This window comes from Saccharopolyspora sp. 7B (assembly GCF_020177435.1).
GTDB classification, from domain to species: domain Bacteria; phylum Actinomycetota; class Actinomycetes; order Mycobacteriales; family Pseudonocardiaceae; genus Saccharopolyspora_C; species Saccharopolyspora_C gregorii.
The window spans coordinates 1-20,982 of sequence record NZ_JAIUKC010000087.1 but is presented as its reverse complement, the minus strand read 5'-3'; the positions used below and the strand labels follow the sequence as shown (position 1 = coordinate 20,982).

The window sequence follows — 20,982 nt, the reverse complement described above, 5'->3', positions numbered from 1 at the left end:
GTGAACGGCTGGACTCGCAAGAACGGGCACGTCGTCGCCGAGCTCTCCCAGCAGGAAGCGGCCGTGATCCGGGGGCTCGTCGGCCAGATCAAGGACATGCTCACCGCGCGCGCCGAGGAGACGCCGCAGGACGAGCTCGCCGAACTCACCGGCATCCGCACCGGTCCCTCCACCCCGCCCGAGGACCGGGTCCTCGGACGGCTGCTGCCCGACTTCTACCGCCGCGACCCCGAAACCGGGGAGACGGACGAGGAGCAGCCCGAAGCCGCGGGCGCCATGCGCTCCCTCTACGAACCCGAACTGCTCGACGTCAAGACCGGCGTCGCCGCCGTCGTCCTCGACACCTGCCCCCGCGAAGGCGGCCGGGTCGTGCTCAGCGGCGAGCAGGCCGACAACTGGATGGCCGCGCTCAACGACGTGCGGCTCGCGCTCGGCACCGCACTCGACGTGCAGGACGACATGCCGGAGGAACCGCCGGAGGACGACCTGCGGCGGGAGCACCTCGGGGTGTACCAGTGGCTCACCTGGGTCCAGGACAGCCTGGTCGACGCGGTCTCTTCTTGAGGGAATTCTTCGTTCCCCAGCCTGATTTTCGGGTGGGGTGGCGGAACCCGCGGGTGGTCCTTTTGCTTTGGTGGTCGCTGCTCAGCGGCTTTGCCGCTGACAAGAGGTAGATCGGGCGGCGGGTTGCTCGGTCTCGGTTTCCGAGTCTCTCCCTGCGGCAGGATGGGGGGATGGCTGCCGGGACGCGGGATTCGATCGTGGACGTGGGCGGGGTGCTCGTCGGGCACCACCAGCGGCTGGACGAGCGGTGGGCCACCGGGACGAGCGTGGTGCTCACCCCCGGCGGCGCGACCGCCGCGGTGGACGTGCGCGGCGGCGGCCCCGGCACCCGCGAGACCGACGTGCTCGAACCGACCCACCTCGTCGCGCAGGCGCACGGCGTGGTGCTCACCGGCGGGAGCGCCTACGGGCTCGCCTCCGCCGACGGCGCGATGAGCTGGCTCGCCGACCGCGGCTACGGCTTCCGGGTCGGCCCCCACGCCCACGAAGTGGTGCCGGTGGTGCCCGCCGCCGTGCTGTTCGACCTGCCGATGGGGGACTGGGGCAACCGGCCCGGCGCCGAGTTCGGCCGCCTCGCCTGCGACGCCGCCACCGCCGAGGAGTCCCGCGAGGGCAACGTTGGCGCGGGCGCCGGCGCCGTCGCCGGCTCGCTCAAGGGCGGCATCGGCACCGCGGGCGAGGTGTTCCACAGCGCGGCGCTCGGCATCGATGTCACCGTCGGCGCGCTGTTCGCGGTCAACTCCCTCGGCTCCGTGATCGACCCGGAGACCGGACTGCCCTGGGACGGCCACCCCGGGCTGCGCGCCCCCGCCGAAGCCGAGGTCGTCGCCGGCCGCGCCCGCACCGGGCCCACCGCGGGCCGCCCCTCCCGGCACGGCACCGCGTCCCGCCCCTTGAACACCACCATCGGCGTCGTCGCCGTCGACCTCGCGCTCACCAAAGCGCACTGCAAGCGGATCGCCGTCGCCGCCCACGACGGGCTCGCCCGGGCCATCCGGCCCGCGCACTCCCTCGCCGACGGTGACACGGTGTTCGCGCTCGCCACCGGGGAACGCGAGCCCGGTGCGCAGTGGGTTCCGGTGCTCGACGAGGTGTGCGCCGTCGCCGCCGGCGTGGTGCGCCGGGCGATCGTGCGGGCCGTGCTCGCCGCCGAACCCGTCGGCGAGGTGACGTCGTACACGAGCCTCTACCCCTCGGCGCGGGAATGAACCAAGGTGGGCGGACGTTGATCCCGCAAACGGCACCGGACCGCGGGAGTTCCGCATGCTGGACACCGGTGCCCCACATAGTAGGATGGTGCCTGTGCTGGTGATTCGACGTGACCTCGTGGACGCGATGGTCGCGCACGCTCGACGGGACCACCCGGACGAGGCGTGCGGCGTCATCGCCGGTCCCGACGGGTCGGACCGCCCCGAGCGGCTCATCGAGATGATCAACGCGGAGCGCTCGCCGACGTTCTACCGGTTCGACTCCGGCGAGCAGCTCAAGGTGTGGCGGGGGATGGACGAGGCCGACGAGGAGCCCGTCGTCATCTACCACTCGCACACCGCCACCGAGGCGTACCCGTCGCGCACCGACGTCTCCTACGCCTCGGAGCCCAACGCGCACTACGTCCTCGTGTCCACCAGGGACCCGGAGACCCACGAACTGCGCTCCTACCGGATCCTCGACGGCGTGGTGACCGAGGAGCCGGTGCAGATCGTGGAGTCGTACATGTTCGCCCACACCGGCGCCGACGAGGTGCCCGACCAGGGCTGAGCCGCTCCCGCCGCCCCGCCGCGGCGGGTTGCGGCGTGCGCAAGTTCCGTTCAGTAGTCCTCGTGGACAGGGAGGTTCCCATCATGGCAATCAAGGTCTCGATCCCCACCATCCTGCGCAGCCACACCGACGGGCAGAAGTCCGTCGAAGCCAGCGGCAGCACCGTCGCCGAGGTCATCAACGACCTCGACAGCAAGCACGGCGGCCTCAAGGACCGCCTGGTCAAGGAAGGCTCGCTGCACCGCTTCGTCAACGTCTACGTCAACGACGAGGACGTGCGCTTCGCCGGTGGCCTGGAGGCCAGCGTGGCCGACGGGGACAACGTGACGATCCTGCCCGCCGTCGCCGGCGGCATGCGCTGATCTCCCACCGCCGCTGAGACAGGAGGCTCGTCGTGGCCCGCTACGACTCGCTGCTCGACGCGCTCGGTGACACCCCGCTGGTGGGCTTGCCGAACCTCTCGCCCGCCGCTGACGTGCGGCTCTGGGCGAAGCTGGAAGACCGGAACCCGACCGGTTCGATCAAGGACCGCGCGGCGCTGTCCATGATCGAAGCGGCGGAGAAGGAAGGCAGGCTCACCACCGGCTGCACCATCCTGGAGCCCACCTCCGGCAACACCGGCATCTCGCTGGCGATGGCCGCGAAGCTCAAGGGCTACGGCCTGGTGTGCGTGATGCCGGAGAACACCTCCGAGGAGCGCAGGCAGATCCTGCAGGCCTTCGGCGCGCGCATCGTGTCCTCGCCCGCGGCGGGCGGCTCCAACCAGGCCGTCGCGGTCGCCAAGGAACTGGCCGAGCAGAACCCGGACTGGGTGATGCTCTACCAGTACGGCAACTCCGCGAACGCCGACGCGCACTACCGGGGGACCGGGCCGGAGATCCTGCGGGACATGCCGGGCATCACGCACTTCGTCGCGGGGCTGGGCACCACCGGCACCCTCGTCGGCGTGGGCCGGTACCTGCGGGAGCAGAAGCCGGGCGTGCAGATCGTCGCCGCCGAACCGCGCTACGGCGAACTCGTGTACGGGCTGCGCAACCTCGACGAGGGCTTCGTGCCGGAGCTCTACGACCCGGACGTGCTGTCCCGGCGGTTCTCCGTCGGCTCCTACGACGCGTTGCGGCGCACTCGGCAGCTGCTGGAATCGGAGGGGATCTTCGCCGGGATCTCCACCGGGGGCGTGGTGCACGCGGCGCTCACCATCGGCGAGAAGATCGCCGCCGCCGGGGAGTCGGCGGACATCGTGTTCGTGGTCGCCGACGCCGGGTGGAAGTACCTGTCCACCGGTGCCTACGGCGGTACCCTCGACGAGGCCGCGCAGCGCCTCGACGGACAGCTCTGGGCCTGAGCCCGGCGAGCGGAAGGCCCATCCGAGCACGCCTCGGGTGGGCCTTCCGCCGTTCCCGGGGGCGTGCGTTGCGGATCGGCGGTCAGCGTTCGGTCAGGCCCGCTTCGTGGGCGATCAACCCGGCCTGCACCCGGTTCGCGCACTCCAGCTTCACCAAGGTCCGGGACACGTAGCCCTTCACCGTCGCCTCCGACAGGAAGAGCCGTTCGCCGATCTGCGCGTTGGACAGGCCGTCGCCGATCCCCGCCAGCACCTCCCGCTCCCGGTCGGTGAGTTCGCGGACCGCCTCCTGCGCGCGCTGCCTCCCGGTCCCGTCCGACGCGGCCACCAGGCGCTTCGCCGCCTGCGGGGACAGCACGGTGTGCCCGTCCGCCGCCACCCGCACCAGGCCGATCAGATCCTCCGGCGGAGTCGACTTCACCAGGAAACCGGACGCCCCGGCCCGCAGCGCCCGCAGCACGTGCTGGTCCGCGTCGAACGTCGTCAGCACCACCACCGCGGGCGCCTCGGGCAGCCGCGCGATGCGTTCCGTCGCGGTCAACCCGTCCACGCCCGGCATCCGCAGGTCCATCAGCACCACGTGCGGCCGGTGCCGCACCACGGCCTCGACCGCCGCGGCCCCGTCCTGCGCGTCGCCCACGACCTCGACGTCCGGTGCCGAGCCGAGGATCGTGCGCAGGTGCGCGCACACCATCGGCTCGTCGTCGACCACGACGACGCGGACCGTCTCGCTCACCACGGAAACCCCGTTCACCGCGGGCCTAGCCCGATCCGGCTTCGGCCGTGGGCACGTACCCGGGGAGTATGGCACCGACCTCGAACCCCCCGTCCCCGGTTCGACCGGACCGGAAGGTCCCGCCGACCAGCTCCACCCGCTGCCGCAGGCCCAGCAACCCGGCCCCCGAACCGCTGGCGGCGAGCTCGCCCCCGCCCGCGGGATCGGGGCGCGTGTTGCGCACCGCCAGCCGCACCCGGTCCGCGTCGTACTCCACGTGCACCAGCACCTCGCTGCCCGGCGCGTGCTTGTGCACGTTCGTCAGCGCCTCCTGCACCACGCGGTAGGCGGTCCTGCCCACCGCCGGGGACACCGCGGTCGACTCGCCGAGCTCGGTGAGCCGCACCGGGACGCCCACCGACTCCGACTCGGCGACCAGCTCGGACAGGTCGGGCAGCGCCGACTCGGCGACCACGTCCGGCCGCTGCTCGCCGGAGCGCAGCACGCCGAGGAAGTCCCGCAGCTCGTCCAGCGCCTGGCAGCCGCCGGCCCGCAGCTCCTCGGCGGCCCGCCGGGTCGCCCCGTCCTGCGCGGTCACCCCCAACGCGCCCGCCTGCAGCACCATCAGGCTCACCCGGTGCGTGACCACGTCGTGCATCTCCGAGGCCAGCTTCGCCCGCTCCTCGGTGCGCACCTGCTCGGCCAGCAGGTGCTGCTCGCGTTCGGCTCGCTCCGCCCGGTCCCGCAGCGCCGCCACCAGCCGCCGCCGCGCGCCGGTCCACAGTCCGAGCAGCGCCGGGAACGCCGTCACCCAGACCGCGTTGTTCAACGTCTCGCCGTCCGGGTTCGTCCACGGCCGCAGCGCCGTGAACACCACCGCGGCGACCAGCACCCAGCCGGCGGCGCGCCACCGGGCCCGCGTCTCGAACGCGGCGAACGCGTAGGTGAGGAACGGCAGTTCCCCGGGCATCCACGGATCGGAGTGCTGGTTGATCGAGAACAGCGCCCCGGTCCCCGTGCTCACCGCGACGAGGTGCACCAGCATCATCACCAGCGCGACGGCCAGCAGCACCACCGGGTAGCGGCGCCGCACCAGCAGGCCCAGCGTGAACAGGTTCAGCACCACCTGCGCGACCCATTCCCCGCCGAGCCACCGGAAGTCCTGCGGCGGCACGTCCGGCGGGAAGAACACGGCCAGGATCGGGCCGAGCGGGAACAGGACGGCGACCAGCACCACGTCGAACACCGCATCGCGCGGGGTGTCCCAGAGGTGTCGCCACAGCGGGCGTTGCACAGCCACACCGTAGCCGCGGAACCGGGGCGAACCGCCGGAATCCACACCGCCGTCGGCCGCGAACCTACGAAAGTCGTACCAGCGCACGACTTCCGTCACAGCGAGAACCGACCGAAAACCGTCGCGCCGGGTGCCCCGGGTGGAGTGGAATGGTCCTCGATCGCGAATCCTCCTGGGGGAGACCATGCATACCGAAGTGCGCGCCACCGCGGCGCGGCCACCGTCCACCACCGCGGGGCCGCCCGCGTTCGCCCGCCGTCCGCTGCTGCTCGTCGCGGCCGCGTTCGCGGTGGTCCACCTCGTGGTGGGGGCGTTCGGCGGGTACTGGATCGACGAGGTGTACATGCTGGCCGCGGGCCGGTACCACCCGGACTGGGGCTACGTCGACCAGCCGCCGCTCGCGCCGCTGCTGGCCGGTGCGATGGGCTGGCTCGCTCCCGGCTCCATGATCGTGCTGCGCCTGCCCGCCGTGCTGATCTCGGCAGGCGGCGTGCTGCTCGCCGGGTCGCTGGCGCGGGAGTTCGGCGGCGACCGGCGCAGCCAGGTGCTCGCGGGGCTGGGGTTCGCGACGGGGCTGTGGACCTCGCTGGTCGCGCACTGGATCACCCCGTACACGCTGGAAGCGCCGCTGTGGATGCTGCTGTGCCTGTTGCTGGTGCGCTGGTGCCGGCAGCACGCGGAAGGGCGGGCCGACGATCGGCTGCTGCTCGGCCTCGGCGGCGTCATCGGGGTCACGATGCAGGTGAAGGTGCACGTCGCGGTGCTCTGCGCGGCGCTGCTGCTCTGCCTGCTGGTGTTCGGTCCGCGGGACCTGCTGCGCCGCCCGAAGTTCTGGGGGTGCATCGGGATCGCACTGGTCATCGCGGCACCGACGTTGATCTGGCAGGCGGCGCACGGGTGGCCGCAGCTGGCGATGAGCGAAGTGGTCCAGGCGGAGACGCCGATCCTCAGCGGCGGCCGGAGCGGCGCGGCCCTTTCGATGATGCTGTACATGGGAGTTCTCGGCGTCCCGCTCTGCCTCTACGGCGTGGCGCGGATGCTCACCGCCGCCGAGTTCCGCCCCTACCGGTTCATCGCGGCCGCCGCCCTCGCGCAGTACGCCTTCTACATCGCCACCAGCGGGCGGCCCTACTACGTCGTCGGCATGTACGGCGTGCTGCTCGCGGCCGGCGCGGTCGCCTTCCAGCGCAGGCGGGAAGCGCGGGCCGCGGCCGGGCGGCGCGGCGCCGCGTGGCTCGCGTGGCCGGCCGGCGCTCTGGCGGTGCTCGCCGCGGGCGCCGTCGTGGTGATGTCCTCGATGCTGGCCACCGCGTTCGGGGTGCCCGCGGACCGGGCCCTGGCCGGAGAGGTCGCCACCGCGTACCGGCAGCTGCCCGCGCAGCAGCGGGAGCACACGGCGGTGGTGGGGGAGAGCTACATCCTTGCTGCGATGCTCGACGCGCACACCCACGAGTACGGACTGCCACCGGCGCACAGCGCGCATCGCGGCTACGGCTACTTCGGGACGCCGGACGACGGTGCGCGGGACGTGCTGTTCGTCGGCGAGGACCCGGAACCGTGGCGGCCGCACTTCGCGGCGGTGCGCCGCATCGACGGCGGCGGCACCCCGCTGTGGCTGCTCACCGACCGCCAGGAGCCGTGGCCGCAGCTGTGGGAGCAGGTCCGGAGCTTGAAGTAGGCCCGCCGCGACCAGGGCCGCACCACCGAATCGGAGACCACGACGTGTCCACAGAAGACAGACAACCCGCAGCGCAGGTGCGCCTGCGGCCACCCCGGCACCGGGTGGAGCGCCGAGCCGTCGGCTGGTGGTCCGCCCAAGCCGCGATCCTCGTCGTCCCACCGGCCGTGGTGCTCGCCGTGCTCGCCGCACTGATCGCCCCCGCCCGCCCCTGGCTGCTGCTCGGGCTCGCCGTCGTGGCCGTGCTCGGCATCCCCTACCTGGTCGTGATGCCGCAGTGGCGCTACCGGGTGCACCGCTGGGAGAACACCGACGACGCCGTGTACACCGCGGCCGGCTGGTTGCGCCAGGAGTGGCGCGTGGCCCCGATGTCCCGGATCCAGACCGTGGACACGGTGCGCGGCCCGCTGCAACGCGCGTTCGGGCTCGCCAGCGTCACCGTCACCACCGCATCGGCCGCCGGGCCGCTGCGCATCGACGGGCTGGACCACCGGGTCGCCGCCGAACTCGTCGAGCGGCTCACCGCCACCACCCAGGCGGCGCCCGGGGACGCGACATGAGCGGGCCGGCGGGCTGGCGGCGGCTCGACGGCCGGGTCGTGCTGGTGCCGGTGGTCCTGGCGCTGCTGCCGCTGGTGCCCACCGCCGCGGTGATGCTCGTGGCCGGGACGAAACCGGCCGGAGTCGCCGTCATGGCGGGGATCTGGGCCGCCTGCGCGGCGCTGCTGGCGGTGGCCACCGGGCTGGACTGGTGGTTCGGCTCCTACCGGATCGGCGAGGAGCGGGTGGAGCTGCGCAAGGGCGTGCTGTCCCGCAGCCACCGCTCGCTACCGCGGGACCGCATCCGCAGCGTCGACCTCACCGCCGACCCGATGCACCGGGTGCTCGGGTTGTCCGTGGTGAAGATCGGCACCGGGGCGCAGGGCGACGGCGAGCTGAAGCTGGACGCGCTGGCCCGGTCCGACGCGGAGCGGATCCGGGCGGCGCTGCTGCTCCGGGAGTCCACTGCGGACGGTGCCGCGGACGACGCGTCGGACGGGCCGCGGGACGGGGAGCTGGCCCGGCTGCGTCCGGTGTGGCTGCTGTACTCCGGCGCCACGATGTCGTTGATCCTCGCCGTGTGGGGCGCGATCGCCTCGGCGTTCGGCTCGTTCTCCGAACTGCTGGCGAAGTTCGGGGTGTACCGGCTCGTCGGGGAGGAGATCCGGGCGGTCCCGCTCTGGCTGGCCATCGGCGCCCCCGTGGTGGCGGTCGTGCTGGTCGGGGTGCTCGGCTCGCTGCTGCTGTCGGTGGAGCTGTGGTGGGGGTTCACGCTCACCCGCGAAAGCACCGGGACGCTCCGGGTGCGCCGCGGGCTGCTCACCCAGCGGTCGATCTCCCTGGAGGAGAGCCGGTTGCGCGGGGTGGAGCTCGCCGAGCCGCTGCTGCTGCGCTGGGTCGGCGGGGCCCGCACCAACGCGATCGCCACCGGGCTCAGCGACGCCGAGGGCGGGAAGCAGCCGGATGCGAAGACCTTGCTGCCGCCCGCGCCGCGCGCTGAAGCCCGCCGGGTCGCCGCCGAGGTGCTGCGGGAGGAGAACTTCCCCGCTGACGGCTTCACCGCGCACCCGCGGGCCGCGCTGCGGCGGCGGATCACGTGGGGGCTGCTGGTGGCGCTGCCGTTCGCCGCGGCCGCGGTGGTGGCGGCGGTGCTCGGCTGGATCCCCCTCGCCCCGGCGGCGGCCGTGGTGCCCTCGGTGGCGTTGCTCGCGACCGCGTTCGGCATCGACGCCTACCGCAACCTCGGACACCGGCTGCACGGCGCCTACCTGGTGGGCAGGCGCGGCACCGGGCTGCGCCGGACCGTCGCGCTGCGCCGGGACGGGATCATCGGCTGGCGCTTCGAGCAGTCGGTGTTCCAGCGCCGCTCCGGGCTGCTGGACGTCGTGGCCACCACGGCGGCCGGGTCCGGCCGGTGCACGATCCCCGACGTGCGCGCGGGGAACGGCCTGCTGCTGGCCGAAGAGGCGGTACCGGGCCTGCTCACCCCATTCCTCGAACCCGCGCCACCGATTAATACCCGCGAGGAGTAGGACCGTTCGGGTGAGATGCGTTTCGCAGCGATCGGAGGAATAGCAGGAAGGCGCCTCGGTCTGCGGAAACGGGGCGATCGACGGTCGGATTAATCCGACTTCGAGAATCGGAGCCGAGCGGGCGCGGATCCGGCGACCCGCTCGGTTCTTCGGTTCGTTCTCACGTCCGGGACGGCGCGGTCACCGGACGCGGTGGTGCGAGGGTCAGCGGTCGAAAGTGCCGCGCTTGAGACCTCCGAGGAAGTCCGCCCACCGCGCGGGATCGACGACGAAGTAGCCACCCGGCCGGTCCTTCGTGTCACGCACGCCGACGCGCGCGGCACCGAAGCCGACCTCCACGCATTGTCCCTGGTGCGTGCTCCGGGTGCTGGTCCGCCAACCCGTGAGGTATTCCATCTACAGCTCTCCTATGCGCTCGTGAATCACTTGAATGGACCCTTCCGGGTCGATCGCGTGTGCGCGTAGATGGTCCATCATCGTCACGTATTTGGACAGCTCGTTATCCCGTTCGAGATAAAGTCCTCCCACGTGGGTTTCCAGATAGACGACATCCGGATCCACGTGATTGGAGTAGCGGAGGATGACGAATGGCCCTGCCTGCGCCGGATGCGCGCCCGCGTCCAACGGCATGACCTGCAACGTCACGTTCGGGAGTTCCGCCAAAGCGAGCAAGTGCTCCAATTGGCGGCGCAATACCGCCGAACCGCCCACGCCGCGGCGCAGCGCCGTCTCGCCGATCACCGCCCACAGGTCCAGGGGCTGCGATCCGGTGATCCGGTCCTGGCGCTGCATCCGGAGCTCCACGCGGCGGCTGATCTCCGGCTCGTCCGCGCGGATCAAGGTGGACTTGGTGATGGCGTACGCGTACTCGGCGGTCTGGAGCAGGCCGGGGATCGCTTCCGACTCCCAGGTGTGCATGGACGAGGCCTCGGCCTCCAGCCCGACGTAGGTCTCGTACCACTCGGGAAGCACATCGCTGTAGGAATGCCACCAGCCGCGCTTCCGGGCGTCCCGAGCCAGGTTGATCAACTGTTCGCGTTCGGCACCGTTGACGGCGTAGAAGTCCAGCAACGCGCTGACGTCGCCGATCGACGGAGAACGCTTCGCCGTCTCGAATCTGCCTATCTTCGCCTGGGTGCAACCGAGGTGGGTGGCCGCCTGCTGCTGGGTGACCTCCGCCAGTCCTCGGAGCCTGCGCAGCTCCGCGGCGAGGCGGCGGCGGCGCACCGTGGGACTCACTGTCATGGCGATCAGTGTCCACCCTGCGAACCGAGCGTCACCATCGCGTCACCCAACCGACATCCTTTTCCCGGCGCCGGCGGCACGAACCGAGTCCGGGGGCGGCGGTGCGGGACCGGCCGGAACACCTGGCGGAGCGTGCTTTTCCCCGCTGCGGAGCTGGTCCCGACCTCGGCGTGCTGGTCCGAGGATCGGGACCGCGGCACCGTCCCGGGCGGATGCGGCGGCAACCGGCTCGCCGCGCCGCGCCTCTCGATCCCGCCGCGACGCGGGAAAACTCACGCAGAGCGACCGATTTCCCGGAAACCCGGCTGGCCCCTCCCGGGACGAGTGACGCGTGCTCAGGGACGGGGGATGTTGCGCAGGTTGCTCCGCGCCAGCTGCACCATCTTCCCCACCCCGCCGGAGAGCACGGTGCGGCTCACCGCCAGCGCGAAGCCCTTCACCTGCGTACCGGTGATCTTCGGCGGGATCGACAGCGCGTTCGGGTCGGTCACCACGTCGATGAGCGCCGGCCCCGGCCGGGCCAACGTCCCCTCCAGCGCCTCCCGCACCTCACCGGGCCGCTCCACCCGCACCGAGTGAATGCCCGCCGCCGCGGCGATCCCGGCGTAGTCGATCGAATCGTGGTCGGTGCCGAAGTCCGGCAGCCCGTCCACCAGCATCTCCAGCTTCACCATGCCCAGTGAGGAGTTGTTGAACACGACCACCTTCACCGGCAGCTGGAGCGTCCGCAGCGTCAACAGCTCGCCCATCAGCATGGACAGCCCACCGTCGCCGGCCATCGCGATCACCTGCCTGCGCCGGTCGACGAGCTGGGCGCCGATGGCCTGCGGCAACGCGTTCGCCATCGACCCGTGCACGAACGAGCCCAGCACCCGGCGGTGCGCGTTCGGCGTCACGTAGCGCGCCGCCCACACGTTGCACATCCCGGTGTCCACGGTGAACACCGCGTCCTCGGCCGCCAGGTCGTCCAGCGCGTCGGCCACGTACTCCGGGTGGATCGGCACCTGGTTGCCGACGTTCGTGGTGTACGAGTCGACGACCTGCTCCAGCTGGTCGGCGTGCTCGCGCAGCATCCGGTCCAGGAACGAGCGGTCCGTCTTCTGCCGCAGCTTCGGCAGCACCGCGCGGATCGTCTCGCGCACGTCGCCGTGCACCGCCAGGTCGAGCACGGTGCGCCTGCCCAGGTGCGTCGGGTCGATGTCCACCTGCACCGTGTTGGCCTGCGGCAGGAAGTTGTCGTACGGGAAGTCGGTGCCCAGCAGCACCACCCGGTCCGCCTTCTGCATCGCCTGCTGGCAGGCGCCGTAGCCGAGCAGCCCGCTCATGCCCACGTCGTACGGGTTGTCGTACTGGATCCACTCCTTGCCGCGCAGCGCGTGACCCACCGGGGCCTGCAAGGTGCTCGCCAGCTGCATCACGTCCTGGTGCGCGCCACGGGTCCCGGCACCGCAGAACAACATCACCCGCTCCGCCGAGTTCAGCGATTCGGCGAGCTGGTCGACCTGCGTCGGGGAGGGCACCACCGTCGGCGGCTCCGAATCGACCGCGCCGGTGCCCGTCGACCGCGCCGCCGACTTGTGCGCGACGTCCCCCGGCAGCACCAGCACCGAAACACCGCGCCGCCCCGCCGCGGTCTGCATGGCGCTGCGCAGCAGCCGCGGCATCTGCTCCGGCTGGGAGAGCAGCTCGCAGAAGTGGCTGCACTCGTTGAACAACTCCTCCGGATGCGTCTCCTGGAAGAAGCCGGTGCCGATCTGCTCCGACGGGATGTGCGAGGCCAGGGCGAGCACCGGGGCGCCGCTGCGGTGCGCGTCGTACAGCCCGTTGATCAGGTGCAGGTTTCCCGGCCCGCAACTGCCCGCGCACACCGCGAGCCGCCCGGTCAGCTGAGCCTCGGCGCTGGCGGCGAACGCCGCCGCCTCCTCGTGCCGCACGTGCACCCATTCGATGCCGTCGGTGCGCCGAACCGCGTCCACCACCGGGTTGAGGCTGTCGCCGACGATCCCGTAGATCCGTCGCACGCCTGCTTGCACGAGCACTTCGATGAACTGGTCGGCCACGGTCGGCATGAGCTCTCCCGATAGGTGGGGTGCTGGTGTCTCCCGTCTACGCGGGGCGGTGCAGCCCCGCAACTCCAGGAGGTAGCGCCGCGTTCACCCCCCGTTCGGGGGAACCCGGTAACGTCTCCACCCCGACCGGCGATCACTTGGTAGTCGATGTCGACGTGTTCCTCGAAAACTCCTGCAGGAAAGGGAAAACGGTGAGCCTGCGCCTTTACACCGTTTGCGCGCTGTCCGTGACCGCTTCGGCTCTGGCCGGGCTGTTCTTCGGTGGGTTCATCGCCGCTGATGATCAGGAGGAGGCGGTGTCGGTGAACACCGTCTCGCAGACGGTGTCGGAGACCGCGCCGCAACTGCCCTGAGTCGAGGGTTCCGCCCGAGGTGATCTCGCCCGCGGTGGCCTGGGCGGTCGGTGGCCGCCCAGGCGAGCGGGGCGTTCGGCGTGGACTAGCGTCGAGGCATGAGCGAACAGCAGCGACTCGCACCGGGTGACGCCGCACCCGAATTCTCCCTGCCGGACGCCGACGGCAAGACCGTGGCGCTCGCCGACTACCGGGGCCGCTCCCTGGTGGTCTACTTCTACCCGGCGGCCAGCACGCCCGGCTGCACCAAGGAAGCGTGCGACTTCCGGGACAGCTTGGCGGTGCTCGACGACGCCGGGTTCGACGTGGTCGGCATCTCGCCGGACAAGCCGGAGAAGCTGGCGAAGTTCCGCGACGCCGAGGGCCTCACCTTCCCGTTGCTGTCCGATGTGGACAAGTCGGTGATGGCCGCGTGGGGCGCGTTCGGGGAGAAGAAGAACTACGGCAAGGTCGTGCAGGGCGTGATCCGCTCGACCTTCGTCGTCGACCCCGACGGCAAGATCGACAAGGCGCTCTACAACGTCAAGGCCACGGGCCACGTCGACCGGCTCCGCAAGGACCTCGGCGTCTGACGACCCGCACCACCGGGAGGGGCGGTTCCGGCTCGGACCCGCCCCTCCCGCACGTCCACCGTCGATGGGTGAACGGACCGTTCGTCCCATCTGGTTGGTCGAACGGTCCGTTCGCCCCGGATCAGTTCGGGGTGGTGAACGGACTGTTGGTCCGGTCTGGTCGGTCGAAGGGTCCGTTCACCCCGGGAAGAGGCGACCGGCTCGGCGACCCGCGGATGGAGTGAACGGACCGTTCGTCCCGTCCGGTTGGTCGAAGGGTCCGTTCACCCCGGATCAGTCGAAGGCCATGTAGAGGGCGACTCCGGCCGCGATGACGACCACCAGGTAGCGCAGCAGCGTCGCCGGGATCCGCTGGGCGATCTTGCCCCCGAGGTAGCCGCCGAGCACCGTCGTGGGTGCGACGAGCAGCACCGCCGCCCAGTCGACCGGCGCGATCAGCGAGTACACGACCAGCGTGACGGCGCTGCCGATGAGCCCGAGCCAGTTCTTCAGCGCGTTGAGCCGCCGCATCGTGTCGTTGACCGCGAACATGAGGATCGCGATGAGGATGACGCTGCGCGCCCCGCCGAAGTAGCCGCCGTAGATGGAGGCGAGGAAGAGCCCGAACGACAGCCAGCCGAGGCGTTCCGCGCCACCCTCGGTCCGGCCGAACCAGCGCTTGATCGTGTTCTGGAACGCCATGAGCACTGCGGACAGCCCGATCAGCACGGGCACCACGGCGTCGAACACCTCGCCGGGCAGCACCATGAGCAGCACGCACCCGATGGAGGAGCCGACGGCCGCGGCGATCGACGTCCACAGCAGTCGCCGCGGCGCGCCCGTGAGGTCGTCGCGCTGCCCGACGGCGGCGCCGACGAAGCCGGGGCCTTGCACCACCGAGTTCGTCACGTTCGCGACGAGCGGTGGCATGCCGGTGGCCAGCAGCGCCGGGAACACCAGCAGCGATCCGCCGCCCGCTACGGCGTTGATCGCCCCGGACAGGAATCCGACGACGAGCAGCAGCACCGGTTCGATCCATTCGCTGAACACCAGCGGAACCTAACCGCCATCACCGCCGGACCGGGATCTGGGGCGACCGTCGTCACAGCGGCATTCCGACTGGTGAACGTTCCGCGGGGTGTCGCCGGACGTGATGACCGGAATGCGCCGGTCGGTTCAGCGCGCGGGAACGGGCACGCGCACCGGCTCCGGCCCCCCCCACCCCGCCGACAGCGACCCCGCTGACGCCGACCGGCCGGAACCGGTGCGGCGGCGCGGCGGGGGAGCGGCGAGCGAGTTCGCGGCGTGCAACGCGGCGAGGACGCTGAAGGTGACGGCGGCGGAGGTGACACCGACGGACACGCACACGAGCAACGGCTTCATCGAGGTTCTCCTTCGGCGGGAACTGCGCGGCGGAAACCGGGACGCCGATCGGTGCGGAGGCTCCGGACGGCCGCCGCGTCGCGGGGTCCGGAGAGCGAAGGGCCGGCGCTCGGTGCATCCCTGCACCGCGCCGCGCGGCGATGTCCGCCTGATGGCGAGAAGTTGCGGAGCCCGCCCCGATTCGCGGACCCACTCGACACTTCGCCGGATCGTGGCCGGTCGTTACGCGGCGTCCGGGGAACACCCCGCGCGGGTGGTGCGGCGCACACCCGGCATTCGGGCGGCGTCGCGTCCGGTTTCCGCTCCGCTTGCGCCGATCGGCCGCCTCCGGGCTGAGCCACCCCGCCGCCTCGGGTCCGCGAACTCGCCGATCGGGTCCGCCGTCCGCGTGAAACCCGGCTAGGTGTCCGCCATGCGCGCACTTCCCGCCGGTCCGGAACCGCGCCGGAGCTGGGCAGCGGGGGCGACCGCCGGAGTCCGGGGTCCAGCTCGCCGAGGGAGCGGCGCCTCAGCGCGGTCCGCGCCGGCACCGATCAGGCGGGCCCGATGAACAGGCCCGATGAGCGGTCCCGATCGTCGCGAACGGGCCCGCTGACGTCGGCGGGCCGCGCAGCGCCCGACCCGATGCCTCCTGCGGCGCGGCCGCGCCAGGCGCGGCGCAGCTTCCGACGATGAGCCCGACTTTCAGACGGTCCCGCGGAAACCGCCGCCTGCCACTACCGAGCCGCCAGCTCCCGCAGCATGGGCAGCAGCGACCGCAGCGCCCGCCCGCGGTGCGAGTCCGCGTCCTTCTCCTCGGCGGAGAGCTCCGCCGCGGTCCGCGTCTCGCCCTCGGGCACGAAGATCGGGTCGTAGCCGAACCCGTTGGTGCCGCGTTCGGCGCGCACCACGGTTCCCGGCCACTCGCCGCGCACCACGGTCTCGGTGCCGTCCGGCAGCACCAGCGCGGCGGCCGAGACGAACGCCGCCCCGCGCCGCTCGTCCGGCACGTCCCCGATCTGGCCGAGCAGCAGGTCCAGGTTCGCCTGGTCGTCGCCGTGCGCGCCGGACCAGCGGGCGGACAGCACCCCGGGCATGCCGTTGAGCGCGTCCACGGCGAGCCCGGAATCGTCGGCGACGGCGGGGAGACCGGTCGCGCGGGCCGCGTCGGCGGCCTTCGCGAGCGCGTTCTCCTCGAACGTGGCCCCGGTCTCGGGGGCTTCCGGGAACTCGGGCACCGCGTCCAGGCCGACGACCTCGACGCCGGTGACGCCTTCGGCTTCGAGGATGCGCCGCAGCTCCACGAGCTTCTTCGCGTTGCGGGTGGCCAGCAGCAGCCGCGTCACCGGGCACCGCCGGGGAGTTCGCCGGGGTACGGCGCGGTCAGCGCCTCGGCCTGCTTGCGGGACAGCTCGGCGCAGCCGTTCAGCGCGAAGTCCACCATCGTGTCCAAAGTGGACCGGGGGAAGGTGGCGCCCTCCCCGGTGCCCTGCACCTCGACGAGGGTGCCGTGGTCGGTGGCGACCACGTTCATGTCCACCTCGGCGCGCGAGTCCTCCTCGTACGGCAGGTCCAGCCGCACCCGGCCGTCCACCACGCCGACGCTCACCGCGGAGATCGAGCAGGACAGCGGCTTCGGATCGGACAACCGGCCCGCCGAGCTCAGCCAGGTGACGGCGTCCGCGAGCGCCACGTACGCGCCGGTGATCGCCGCCGTGCGGGTGCCGCCGTCGGCCTGGATCACGTCGCAGTCCAGCGCGATCGTGTTCTCGCCCAGCGCCGCCAGGTCGATGCAGGCGCGCAGCGAACGGCCGATGAGCCTGCTGATCTCGTGGGTGCGGCCGCCGATGCGGCCCTTCACCGATTCGCGCACCCCGCGGGTGTTCGTCGCCGACGGCAGCATCGCGTACTCGGCGGTCACCCAGCCGAGGCCGGAACCGGTGCGCCAGCGCGGCACCCCGTCCTGCACGCTCGCCGCGCACAGCACGCGGGTCTTCCCGAACTCGACCAGGACCGAACCGGCGGGCCAGTCCTGGTATCCGCGGGTGATTCGCACGTCCCGGAGCTGGTCGTCGCTCCGCCCATCCGCTCTCGCCACGCGCCCACCCTAACTGCCCGTGCCGCGCCCGTTCTGGGTGGCGGTGACCGGACCGCTACCAGTCGAGGGTGCGCCACTCCACGGCCTTCGGCCGCCGTCCCGTCTCCAGGAAGTCCCGCAGCGCCGCCGCCAGCACCGCCGGGTCCACGCCGCTGCCCGCGGGGAACTCGGCGTCCTCGCTGATCAGCGCGGGTGATTCCGGGTCGCCGTCGAGGACGGCGTAGTCGTGGTCGGTGTCGATGTGGCTCAGGTAGCCGTAGCCGCCGGACACCGCGGCGATCACGTCGTGGTCGAGCATGCCGGTGGCGGAGTCCGCGGGCTCCCGCCCCTCGTGCCAGATCGTCGCGGGGCCCGCGTTCGGCTCCGCCAGCCGGCGCACCAGGTCGTCGACCTCGCCCGGTTCGGTGACGCTGAGCCCGTCGCCCGCGTTCGCGTCCGCCGTCGACGCGATCGACCACACCGCCGTGATCGTCATCCTCGTCCTTCCCACCGACTCAGATCGGGTAGTCGCGACCGGCCTCGACGACCTCCACCGGGCCGTCGAACTCCTCGGTCGCCTCCCGCAGGATCTCCTGCGGGTCGGTCCACGGTTGCAGGTGGGTCAGCAGCAGCTGCCGCACCCCGGCCCGCTTCGCCACCCGCGCCGCCTGCCGCCCGGACAGGTGCACCCCGTCGGGGCGGTCCGGCGAATCCGACCAGGACGCCTCGGCCAGCAGCGCGTCCGCACCCCGCGCCAGCTCCTCCAGCGCAGCGCACGGGCCCGTGTCACCGGTGTAGGCCAGCACCCGGCCACCAGCCGACACCCGGAAACCCCACGCCGGGCACAGGTGGTCCACCGGGAACGCCGCCACCCGGAACGGGCCGATCTCCGCGGGTGAGCCGAAACCGGCGAAGTCGTACACGTCGGCCAGGTCCGTCTCCGCCAGCTCCGCGGTGTTCGGCGCGTACAGCCTGGTCAACCGGTCCTGCGTCTCCGGCGGCCCGAACACCGGCAGCTTGCGGCGCGTCGTGTCGTGCGGGGGATCGGGGTGGTAGCGGCGCAGCACCGTCAACGCCCCGAAGTCCGAGCAGTGGTCCGGGTGCAGGTGGCTCAGGAACAACCCGTCCAGCGAGAACGGGTCCGAATGGCGTTGCAGCGCACCGACGGTGCCGTTCCCCAGGTCGAGCGCGATCCGCGCCCCACCGGCCTCGACGAGGTAGCCGGAGGCGGGTGAGTCCGGCCGGGGCAGGCTGCCGGAACATCCGAGAATCGTCAGCTTCACGCCGACGAGCCTGACATGGCGACCTGCCGCACGGACCCGAAAGCCGCGATCGGACCCAAGAAGCGGCCTGCCAAGCGGGTGAACCTCGCCGGATCGCCGGTGGTGCGGAACTCGTGATCGGGTTCCTGCGGCCCCGCCAGCATGTCCTGCTCGGTGAGCACCCGCACCACGTCCTTCGCGGTCTCCTCCGCGCTCGACACCAGCGTCACCTGATCACCCATCGCCAGCTGCAGCACGCCCGTGAGCATCGGGTAGTGCGTGCAGCCCAGCACCAGCGTGTCCACATCGGCCCGCTGCAGCGGATCCAGGTAGCCCTGCGCCAACCCCAGCACCTGGCGGCCGCTGGTGATGCCGCGCTCCACGAAGTCCGCGAACCGGGGGCACGCCGCCGTCGTGAGCCGCACCTGCGGAGCCGCCGTGAACGCGTCGTCGTAGGCGCGCGAGCGGATCGTCGCCTCGGTACCGATCACCCCGACCCGGCCGTTGCGGGTCGTGGCCACCGCCCGGCGCACCGCGGGCAGCACCACCTCCACCACCGGCACGTCGTAGCGCTCCCGCGCATCCCGCAGGCACGCGGCCGACGCCGTGTTGCAGGCGATGACCAGGGCCTTCACCCCGCCCTCCACTAGCGAATCGGTGATCGCCAAGGTGCGTTCGCGGATGTCGGCCAGCGGGCGCGGCCCGTACGGGGCGTTCGCGGTGTCGCCCACGTAGCGGATCGCCTCGCCCGGCAACTGGTCCAGCACGGCGCGGGCGACGGTCAGCCCGCCGACTCCGGAGTCGAAGATCCCGATCGGCGCGTTCGTCACGCCGACAGTGTGCCAGGCTGCGGCGTTCCCGAACCGCGACGAGTGCTGCGCGCCACCAGCCACGCCGCCAGCAATCCGCCGAGCGCCCCGCACAGGTGACCCTCCCACGAGATCAACGGCTGGCCGGGCAGCACGCCCCACAACATGCCGCCCCAGTAGAAGAACAGCACCACCGCCACCACGATCTGCCCCAGGCTGCGGTTGAAGAAGCCGCGCACCAGCAGGAACACCATCCAGCCGAACGCCACTCCCGACGCGCCCACGTGCACCCCGCCGGTCGCGATCAGCCAGGTGCCGAGGCCGCCGACGACCCACACGATCGCCGTCACCGCCACGAACTGCCCCACCCCGTTCGCCAGCAGCAACCAGCCCAGCACCAGCAGCGGCACCGTGTTCGACATCAGGTGGCCCCAGCCCGCGTGCAGCAGCGGAGCCCACAGGACCCCGTCCAAGCCGCTGATCCGGTGGGGCACGATGCCGTTCTGGTCCAAGTTCCCCGGCGTCGCCTGGTCCCAGAACTCGACGGCGTAGAGCACCGCCACCATGAACGCCATCTGCACCGCCGCGCGCAGCGGGTTCCGCGGGAGGACGCGCGGCCGCTCTGGCTGATTCGTCACCTTTCCGAGGTTACGCGGATCGGGGGAGCGGTGACTCGGGGGAACGTTCTGCCGCGCCCGCTAAGCTCCCGCACCGTTCGCCGAACCCGGAAACCCCAGGAGGTAACAGCGGTGCCCACCACCGCCGAGCAGGCCGTGCCTGCCGCAGCGCACCACGGGCACGGCCCCACCTGGGACGCGGGAACCGCGAGCCTGCTGTGGACCGACCTGCGCGCCCGCACCGTGCACCGCTACGCGCCCGACGACACCGACCACGCCATGCAGGTCCCGCAGCAGGTCAGCGCCGCCAAACCGCGCACCCGCGGCGGACTGCTGCTGCACTTCGACGAGGGCGTCGCGCTGTACGACGCCGACGGGGAACGCCGCACCTGGCTCACCTTCTGGGCCCGCGACGGGGTCCGCGCCGGCGAGACCACCGTCGACGTGGGCGGACGGGTCTGGGCGACCACCGTGCGCGAGGACGAGAGCGGCGGCGGATGGCTCGTCCGCGTCGACCCGAACGGCGCCGCGCACGTGGTCGTCGACGGGATCGCCGCGGGCAACGGGCTCGCCTGGAGCCCCGACGACACCCGGCTCCACCTCGCCGACAGCGCCGCCCGCCGCATCGACGTGCTGACCGTCGACCAGGTGACCGGCGCCGCCACCGAGCGCCGCACCGCGTTCGACGTCGACGGGGAACCCGCCGGGATGTGCGCCGACGCCGACGGATTCCTGTGGGTCGCGGTGCGGGACCGCGGGGAAGTGCGCCGCTACGCGCCCGACGGGCGGGTCGACCGGACCGTGCCGCTGCCGTCCCGGCGCCCGACGAGCTGCTGCTTCGGCGGCGAAGACCTCACCGACCTCTACATCACGACCGCCCGCGACGGCCTCGCCGAACCGGAGCCGGCGGACGGTGCGGTGCTCGTCGTGCCCGGGGCAGGGGAAGGGTTGCGGTCGCACACCTTCCCCGGCTGACGCCCTCCTCGCGGAGTGAACGGACCGTTCGTCCCATCTGGTTGGTCGAACGGACCGTTCACTCCATTTCGTCGGAGGTGTGCGGATGCGGTGATCGGTCGGCCTCCCCGCGGGCTGTGGCGGGGGGGGGGGGGCCCGACGAGGACAGAAAGGTTTTGGGGGGGGGGGGGGGGGGGGGGGGGGGGGGGGGGTGGGGGGGGGGGGGGCGGGGCGCCCGCCGGTGGGGTGGTTTAGAAA

General features: G+C 72.2%; 24 protein-coding genes. 11 read left to right on the top strand and 13 right to left on the bottom strand.

Annotated features, from left to right (window positions below):
• The 5 genes from LCD33_RS14830 (at position 1) to LCD33_RS14810 (ending at position 3,667) form a co-directional block, all read left to right on the top strand.
• Positions 1–564: a DUF2017 domain-containing protein gene (locus LCD33_RS14830; protein ID WP_224959026.1), complete on the top strand. Its 564-nt coding sequence runs from the start codon at positions 1–3 to the stop codon at positions 562–564.
• Positions 565–734: 170 nt separating this feature from the next.
• Entirely contained in the window at positions 735–1,772 is a 1,038-nt protein-coding gene (locus LCD33_RS14825; RefSeq protein WP_224977955.1) for a P1 family peptidase, read from the top strand.
• Positions 1,773–1,866: 94 nt separating this feature from the next.
• Positions 1,867–2,322, top strand: a complete 456-nt coding sequence (locus tag LCD33_RS14820; RefSeq protein ID WP_308011279.1) for a M67 family metallopeptidase — start codon at positions 1,867–1,869, stop codon at positions 2,320–2,322.
• A gap of 83 nt (positions 2,323–2,405) precedes the next feature.
• Positions 2,406–2,684, top strand: coding sequence for a MoaD/ThiS family protein (locus LCD33_RS14815; protein ID WP_224959028.1), 279 nt, complete (start codon positions 2,406–2,408; stop codon positions 2,682–2,684).
• 32 nt (positions 2,685–2,716) lie between these two features.
• Positions 2,717–3,667, top strand: coding sequence for a PLP-dependent cysteine synthase family protein (locus LCD33_RS14810; RefSeq protein ID WP_224959029.1), 951 nt, complete (start codon positions 2,717–2,719; stop codon positions 3,665–3,667).
• Between the two features lie 82 nt (positions 3,668–3,749).
• On the opposite strand, the gene LCD33_RS14805 is transcribed toward LCD33_RS14810, so the two are convergent.
• Positions 3,750–4,403, bottom strand: a complete 654-nt coding sequence (locus LCD33_RS14805; RefSeq protein ID WP_224959030.1) for a response regulator transcription factor — start codon at positions 4,401–4,403, stop codon at positions 3,750–3,752.
• 25 nt (positions 4,404–4,428) lie between these two features.
• Positions 4,429–5,676 (bottom strand): histidine kinase, encoded by a 1,248-nt coding sequence (locus tag LCD33_RS14800; RefSeq protein ID WP_224959031.1) that lies wholly within the window; start codon positions 5,674–5,676, stop codon positions 4,429–4,431.
• A gap of 184 nt (positions 5,677–5,860) precedes the next feature.
• Between LCD33_RS14800 and LCD33_RS14795 the strand changes: the two genes are divergently transcribed.
• Genes LCD33_RS14795 through LCD33_RS14785 form a run of 3 tightly spaced genes read left to right on the top strand, consistent with a single transcriptional unit; the run spans position 5,861 to position 9,425 of the window.
• Entirely contained in the window at positions 5,861–7,354 is a 1,494-nt protein-coding gene (locus tag LCD33_RS14795) for a glycosyltransferase family 39 protein (RefSeq protein WP_224968050.1), read from the top strand.
• 44 nt (positions 7,355–7,398) lie between these two features.
• Positions 7,399–7,914 carry a PH domain-containing protein gene (locus tag LCD33_RS14790; protein WP_224968052.1) on the top strand — a complete coding sequence of 172 codons (516 nt, stop codon included), beginning with the start codon at positions 7,399–7,401 and terminating at the stop codon, positions 7,912–7,914.
• Positions 7,911–9,425: a PH domain-containing protein gene (locus tag LCD33_RS14785; RefSeq protein ID WP_224959034.1), complete on the top strand. Its 1,515-nt coding sequence runs from the start codon at positions 7,911–7,913 to the stop codon at positions 9,423–9,425. The genes LCD33_RS14790 and LCD33_RS14785 overlap by 4 nt, the downstream gene beginning before the upstream one ends.
• Positions 9,426–9,629: 204 nt before the next feature.
• On the opposite strand, the gene LCD33_RS14780 is transcribed toward LCD33_RS14785, so the two are convergent.
• From LCD33_RS14780 to LCD33_RS14770, 3 genes are all read right to left on the bottom strand, one after another.
• Complete coding sequence (locus tag LCD33_RS14780) at positions 9,630–9,821, bottom strand: DUF397 domain-containing protein (RefSeq protein WP_224959035.1); 192 nt, start codon at positions 9,819–9,821, stop codon at positions 9,630–9,632.
• Entirely contained in the window at positions 9,822–10,670 is an 849-nt protein-coding gene (locus tag LCD33_RS14775; protein ID WP_224959036.1) for a helix-turn-helix transcriptional regulator, read from the bottom strand.
• Between the two features lie 335 nt (positions 10,671–11,005).
• Positions 11,006–12,739, bottom strand: a complete 1,734-nt coding sequence (locus tag LCD33_RS14770; RefSeq protein ID WP_224977954.1) for a pyruvate dehydrogenase — start codon at positions 12,737–12,739, stop codon at positions 11,006–11,008.
• Positions 12,740–12,894: 155 nt separating this feature from the next.
• Here LCD33_RS14770 and LCD33_RS14765 point away from each other — a divergent pair, with 155 nt between their 5' ends.
• Together LCD33_RS14765 and bcp are read left to right on the top strand one after the other, a co-directional pair.
• Positions 12,895–13,092 carry a hypothetical protein gene (locus LCD33_RS14765; RefSeq protein WP_224959038.1) on the top strand — a complete coding sequence of 66 codons (198 nt, stop codon included), beginning with the start codon at positions 12,895–12,897 and terminating at the stop codon, positions 13,090–13,092.
• A gap of 98 nt (positions 13,093–13,190) precedes the next feature.
• Positions 13,191–13,664, top strand: a complete 474-nt coding sequence (bcp, locus tag LCD33_RS14760) for a thioredoxin-dependent thiol peroxidase (RefSeq protein WP_224977953.1) — start codon at positions 13,191–13,193, stop codon at positions 13,662–13,664.
• Between the two features lie 273 nt (positions 13,665–13,937).
• On the opposite strand, the gene LCD33_RS14755 is transcribed toward bcp, so the two are convergent.
• The 8 genes from LCD33_RS14755 to LCD33_RS14720 form a co-directional block, all read right to left on the bottom strand.
• Entirely contained in the window at positions 13,938–14,693 is a 756-nt protein-coding gene (locus LCD33_RS14755; protein ID WP_224977952.1) for a sulfite exporter TauE/SafE family protein, read from the bottom strand.
• A 126-nt stretch (positions 14,694–14,819) separates the two neighbouring features.
• Positions 14,820–15,026: a hypothetical protein gene (locus LCD33_RS14750; protein ID WP_224977951.1), complete on the bottom strand. Its 207-nt coding sequence runs from the start codon at positions 15,024–15,026 to the stop codon at positions 14,820–14,822.
• 716 nt (positions 15,027–15,742) lie between these two features.
• Complete coding sequence (rdgB, locus tag LCD33_RS14745; protein ID WP_224977950.1) at positions 15,743–16,351, bottom strand: RdgB/HAM1 family non-canonical purine NTP pyrophosphatase; 609 nt, start codon at positions 16,349–16,351, stop codon at positions 15,743–15,745.
• Positions 16,348–17,103, bottom strand: a complete 756-nt coding sequence (gene rph, locus LCD33_RS14740; RefSeq protein WP_224977949.1) for a ribonuclease PH — start codon at positions 17,101–17,103, stop codon at positions 16,348–16,350. The genes rdgB and rph overlap by 4 nt, the downstream gene beginning before the upstream one ends.
• A 55-nt stretch (positions 17,104–17,158) precedes the next feature.
• The gene (locus LCD33_RS14735; protein WP_224956105.1) at positions 17,159–17,578 is read right to left on the bottom strand and encodes an Imm1 family immunity protein; all 420 of its coding nucleotides are present in this window, start codon (positions 17,576–17,578) and stop codon (positions 17,159–17,161) included.
• A gap of 19 nt (positions 17,579–17,597) precedes the next feature.
• The gene (locus LCD33_RS14730) at positions 17,598–18,365 is read right to left on the bottom strand and encodes an MBL fold metallo-hydrolase (protein ID WP_224956104.1); all 768 of its coding nucleotides are present in this window, start codon (positions 18,363–18,365) and stop codon (positions 17,598–17,600) included.
• Positions 18,362–19,174 (bottom strand): glutamate racemase, encoded by an 813-nt coding sequence (gene murI / locus LCD33_RS14725; RefSeq protein ID WP_224956103.1) that lies wholly within the window; start codon positions 19,172–19,174, stop codon positions 18,362–18,364. The genes LCD33_RS14730 and murI overlap by 4 nt, the downstream gene beginning before the upstream one ends.
• Entirely contained in the window at positions 19,171–19,791 is a 621-nt protein-coding gene (locus LCD33_RS14720) for a rhomboid family intramembrane serine protease (protein ID WP_373689980.1), read from the bottom strand. Before LCD33_RS14720 ends, murI begins: the two co-directional genes overlap by 4 nt.
• Before the next feature lie 111 nt (positions 19,792–19,902).
• Between LCD33_RS14720 and LCD33_RS14715 the strand changes: the two genes are divergently transcribed.
• Entirely contained in the window at positions 19,903–20,745 is an 843-nt protein-coding gene (locus LCD33_RS14715; protein WP_224977948.1) for an SMP-30/gluconolactonase/LRE family protein, read from the top strand.
• Positions 20,746–20,982: the final 237 nt, after the last annotated feature.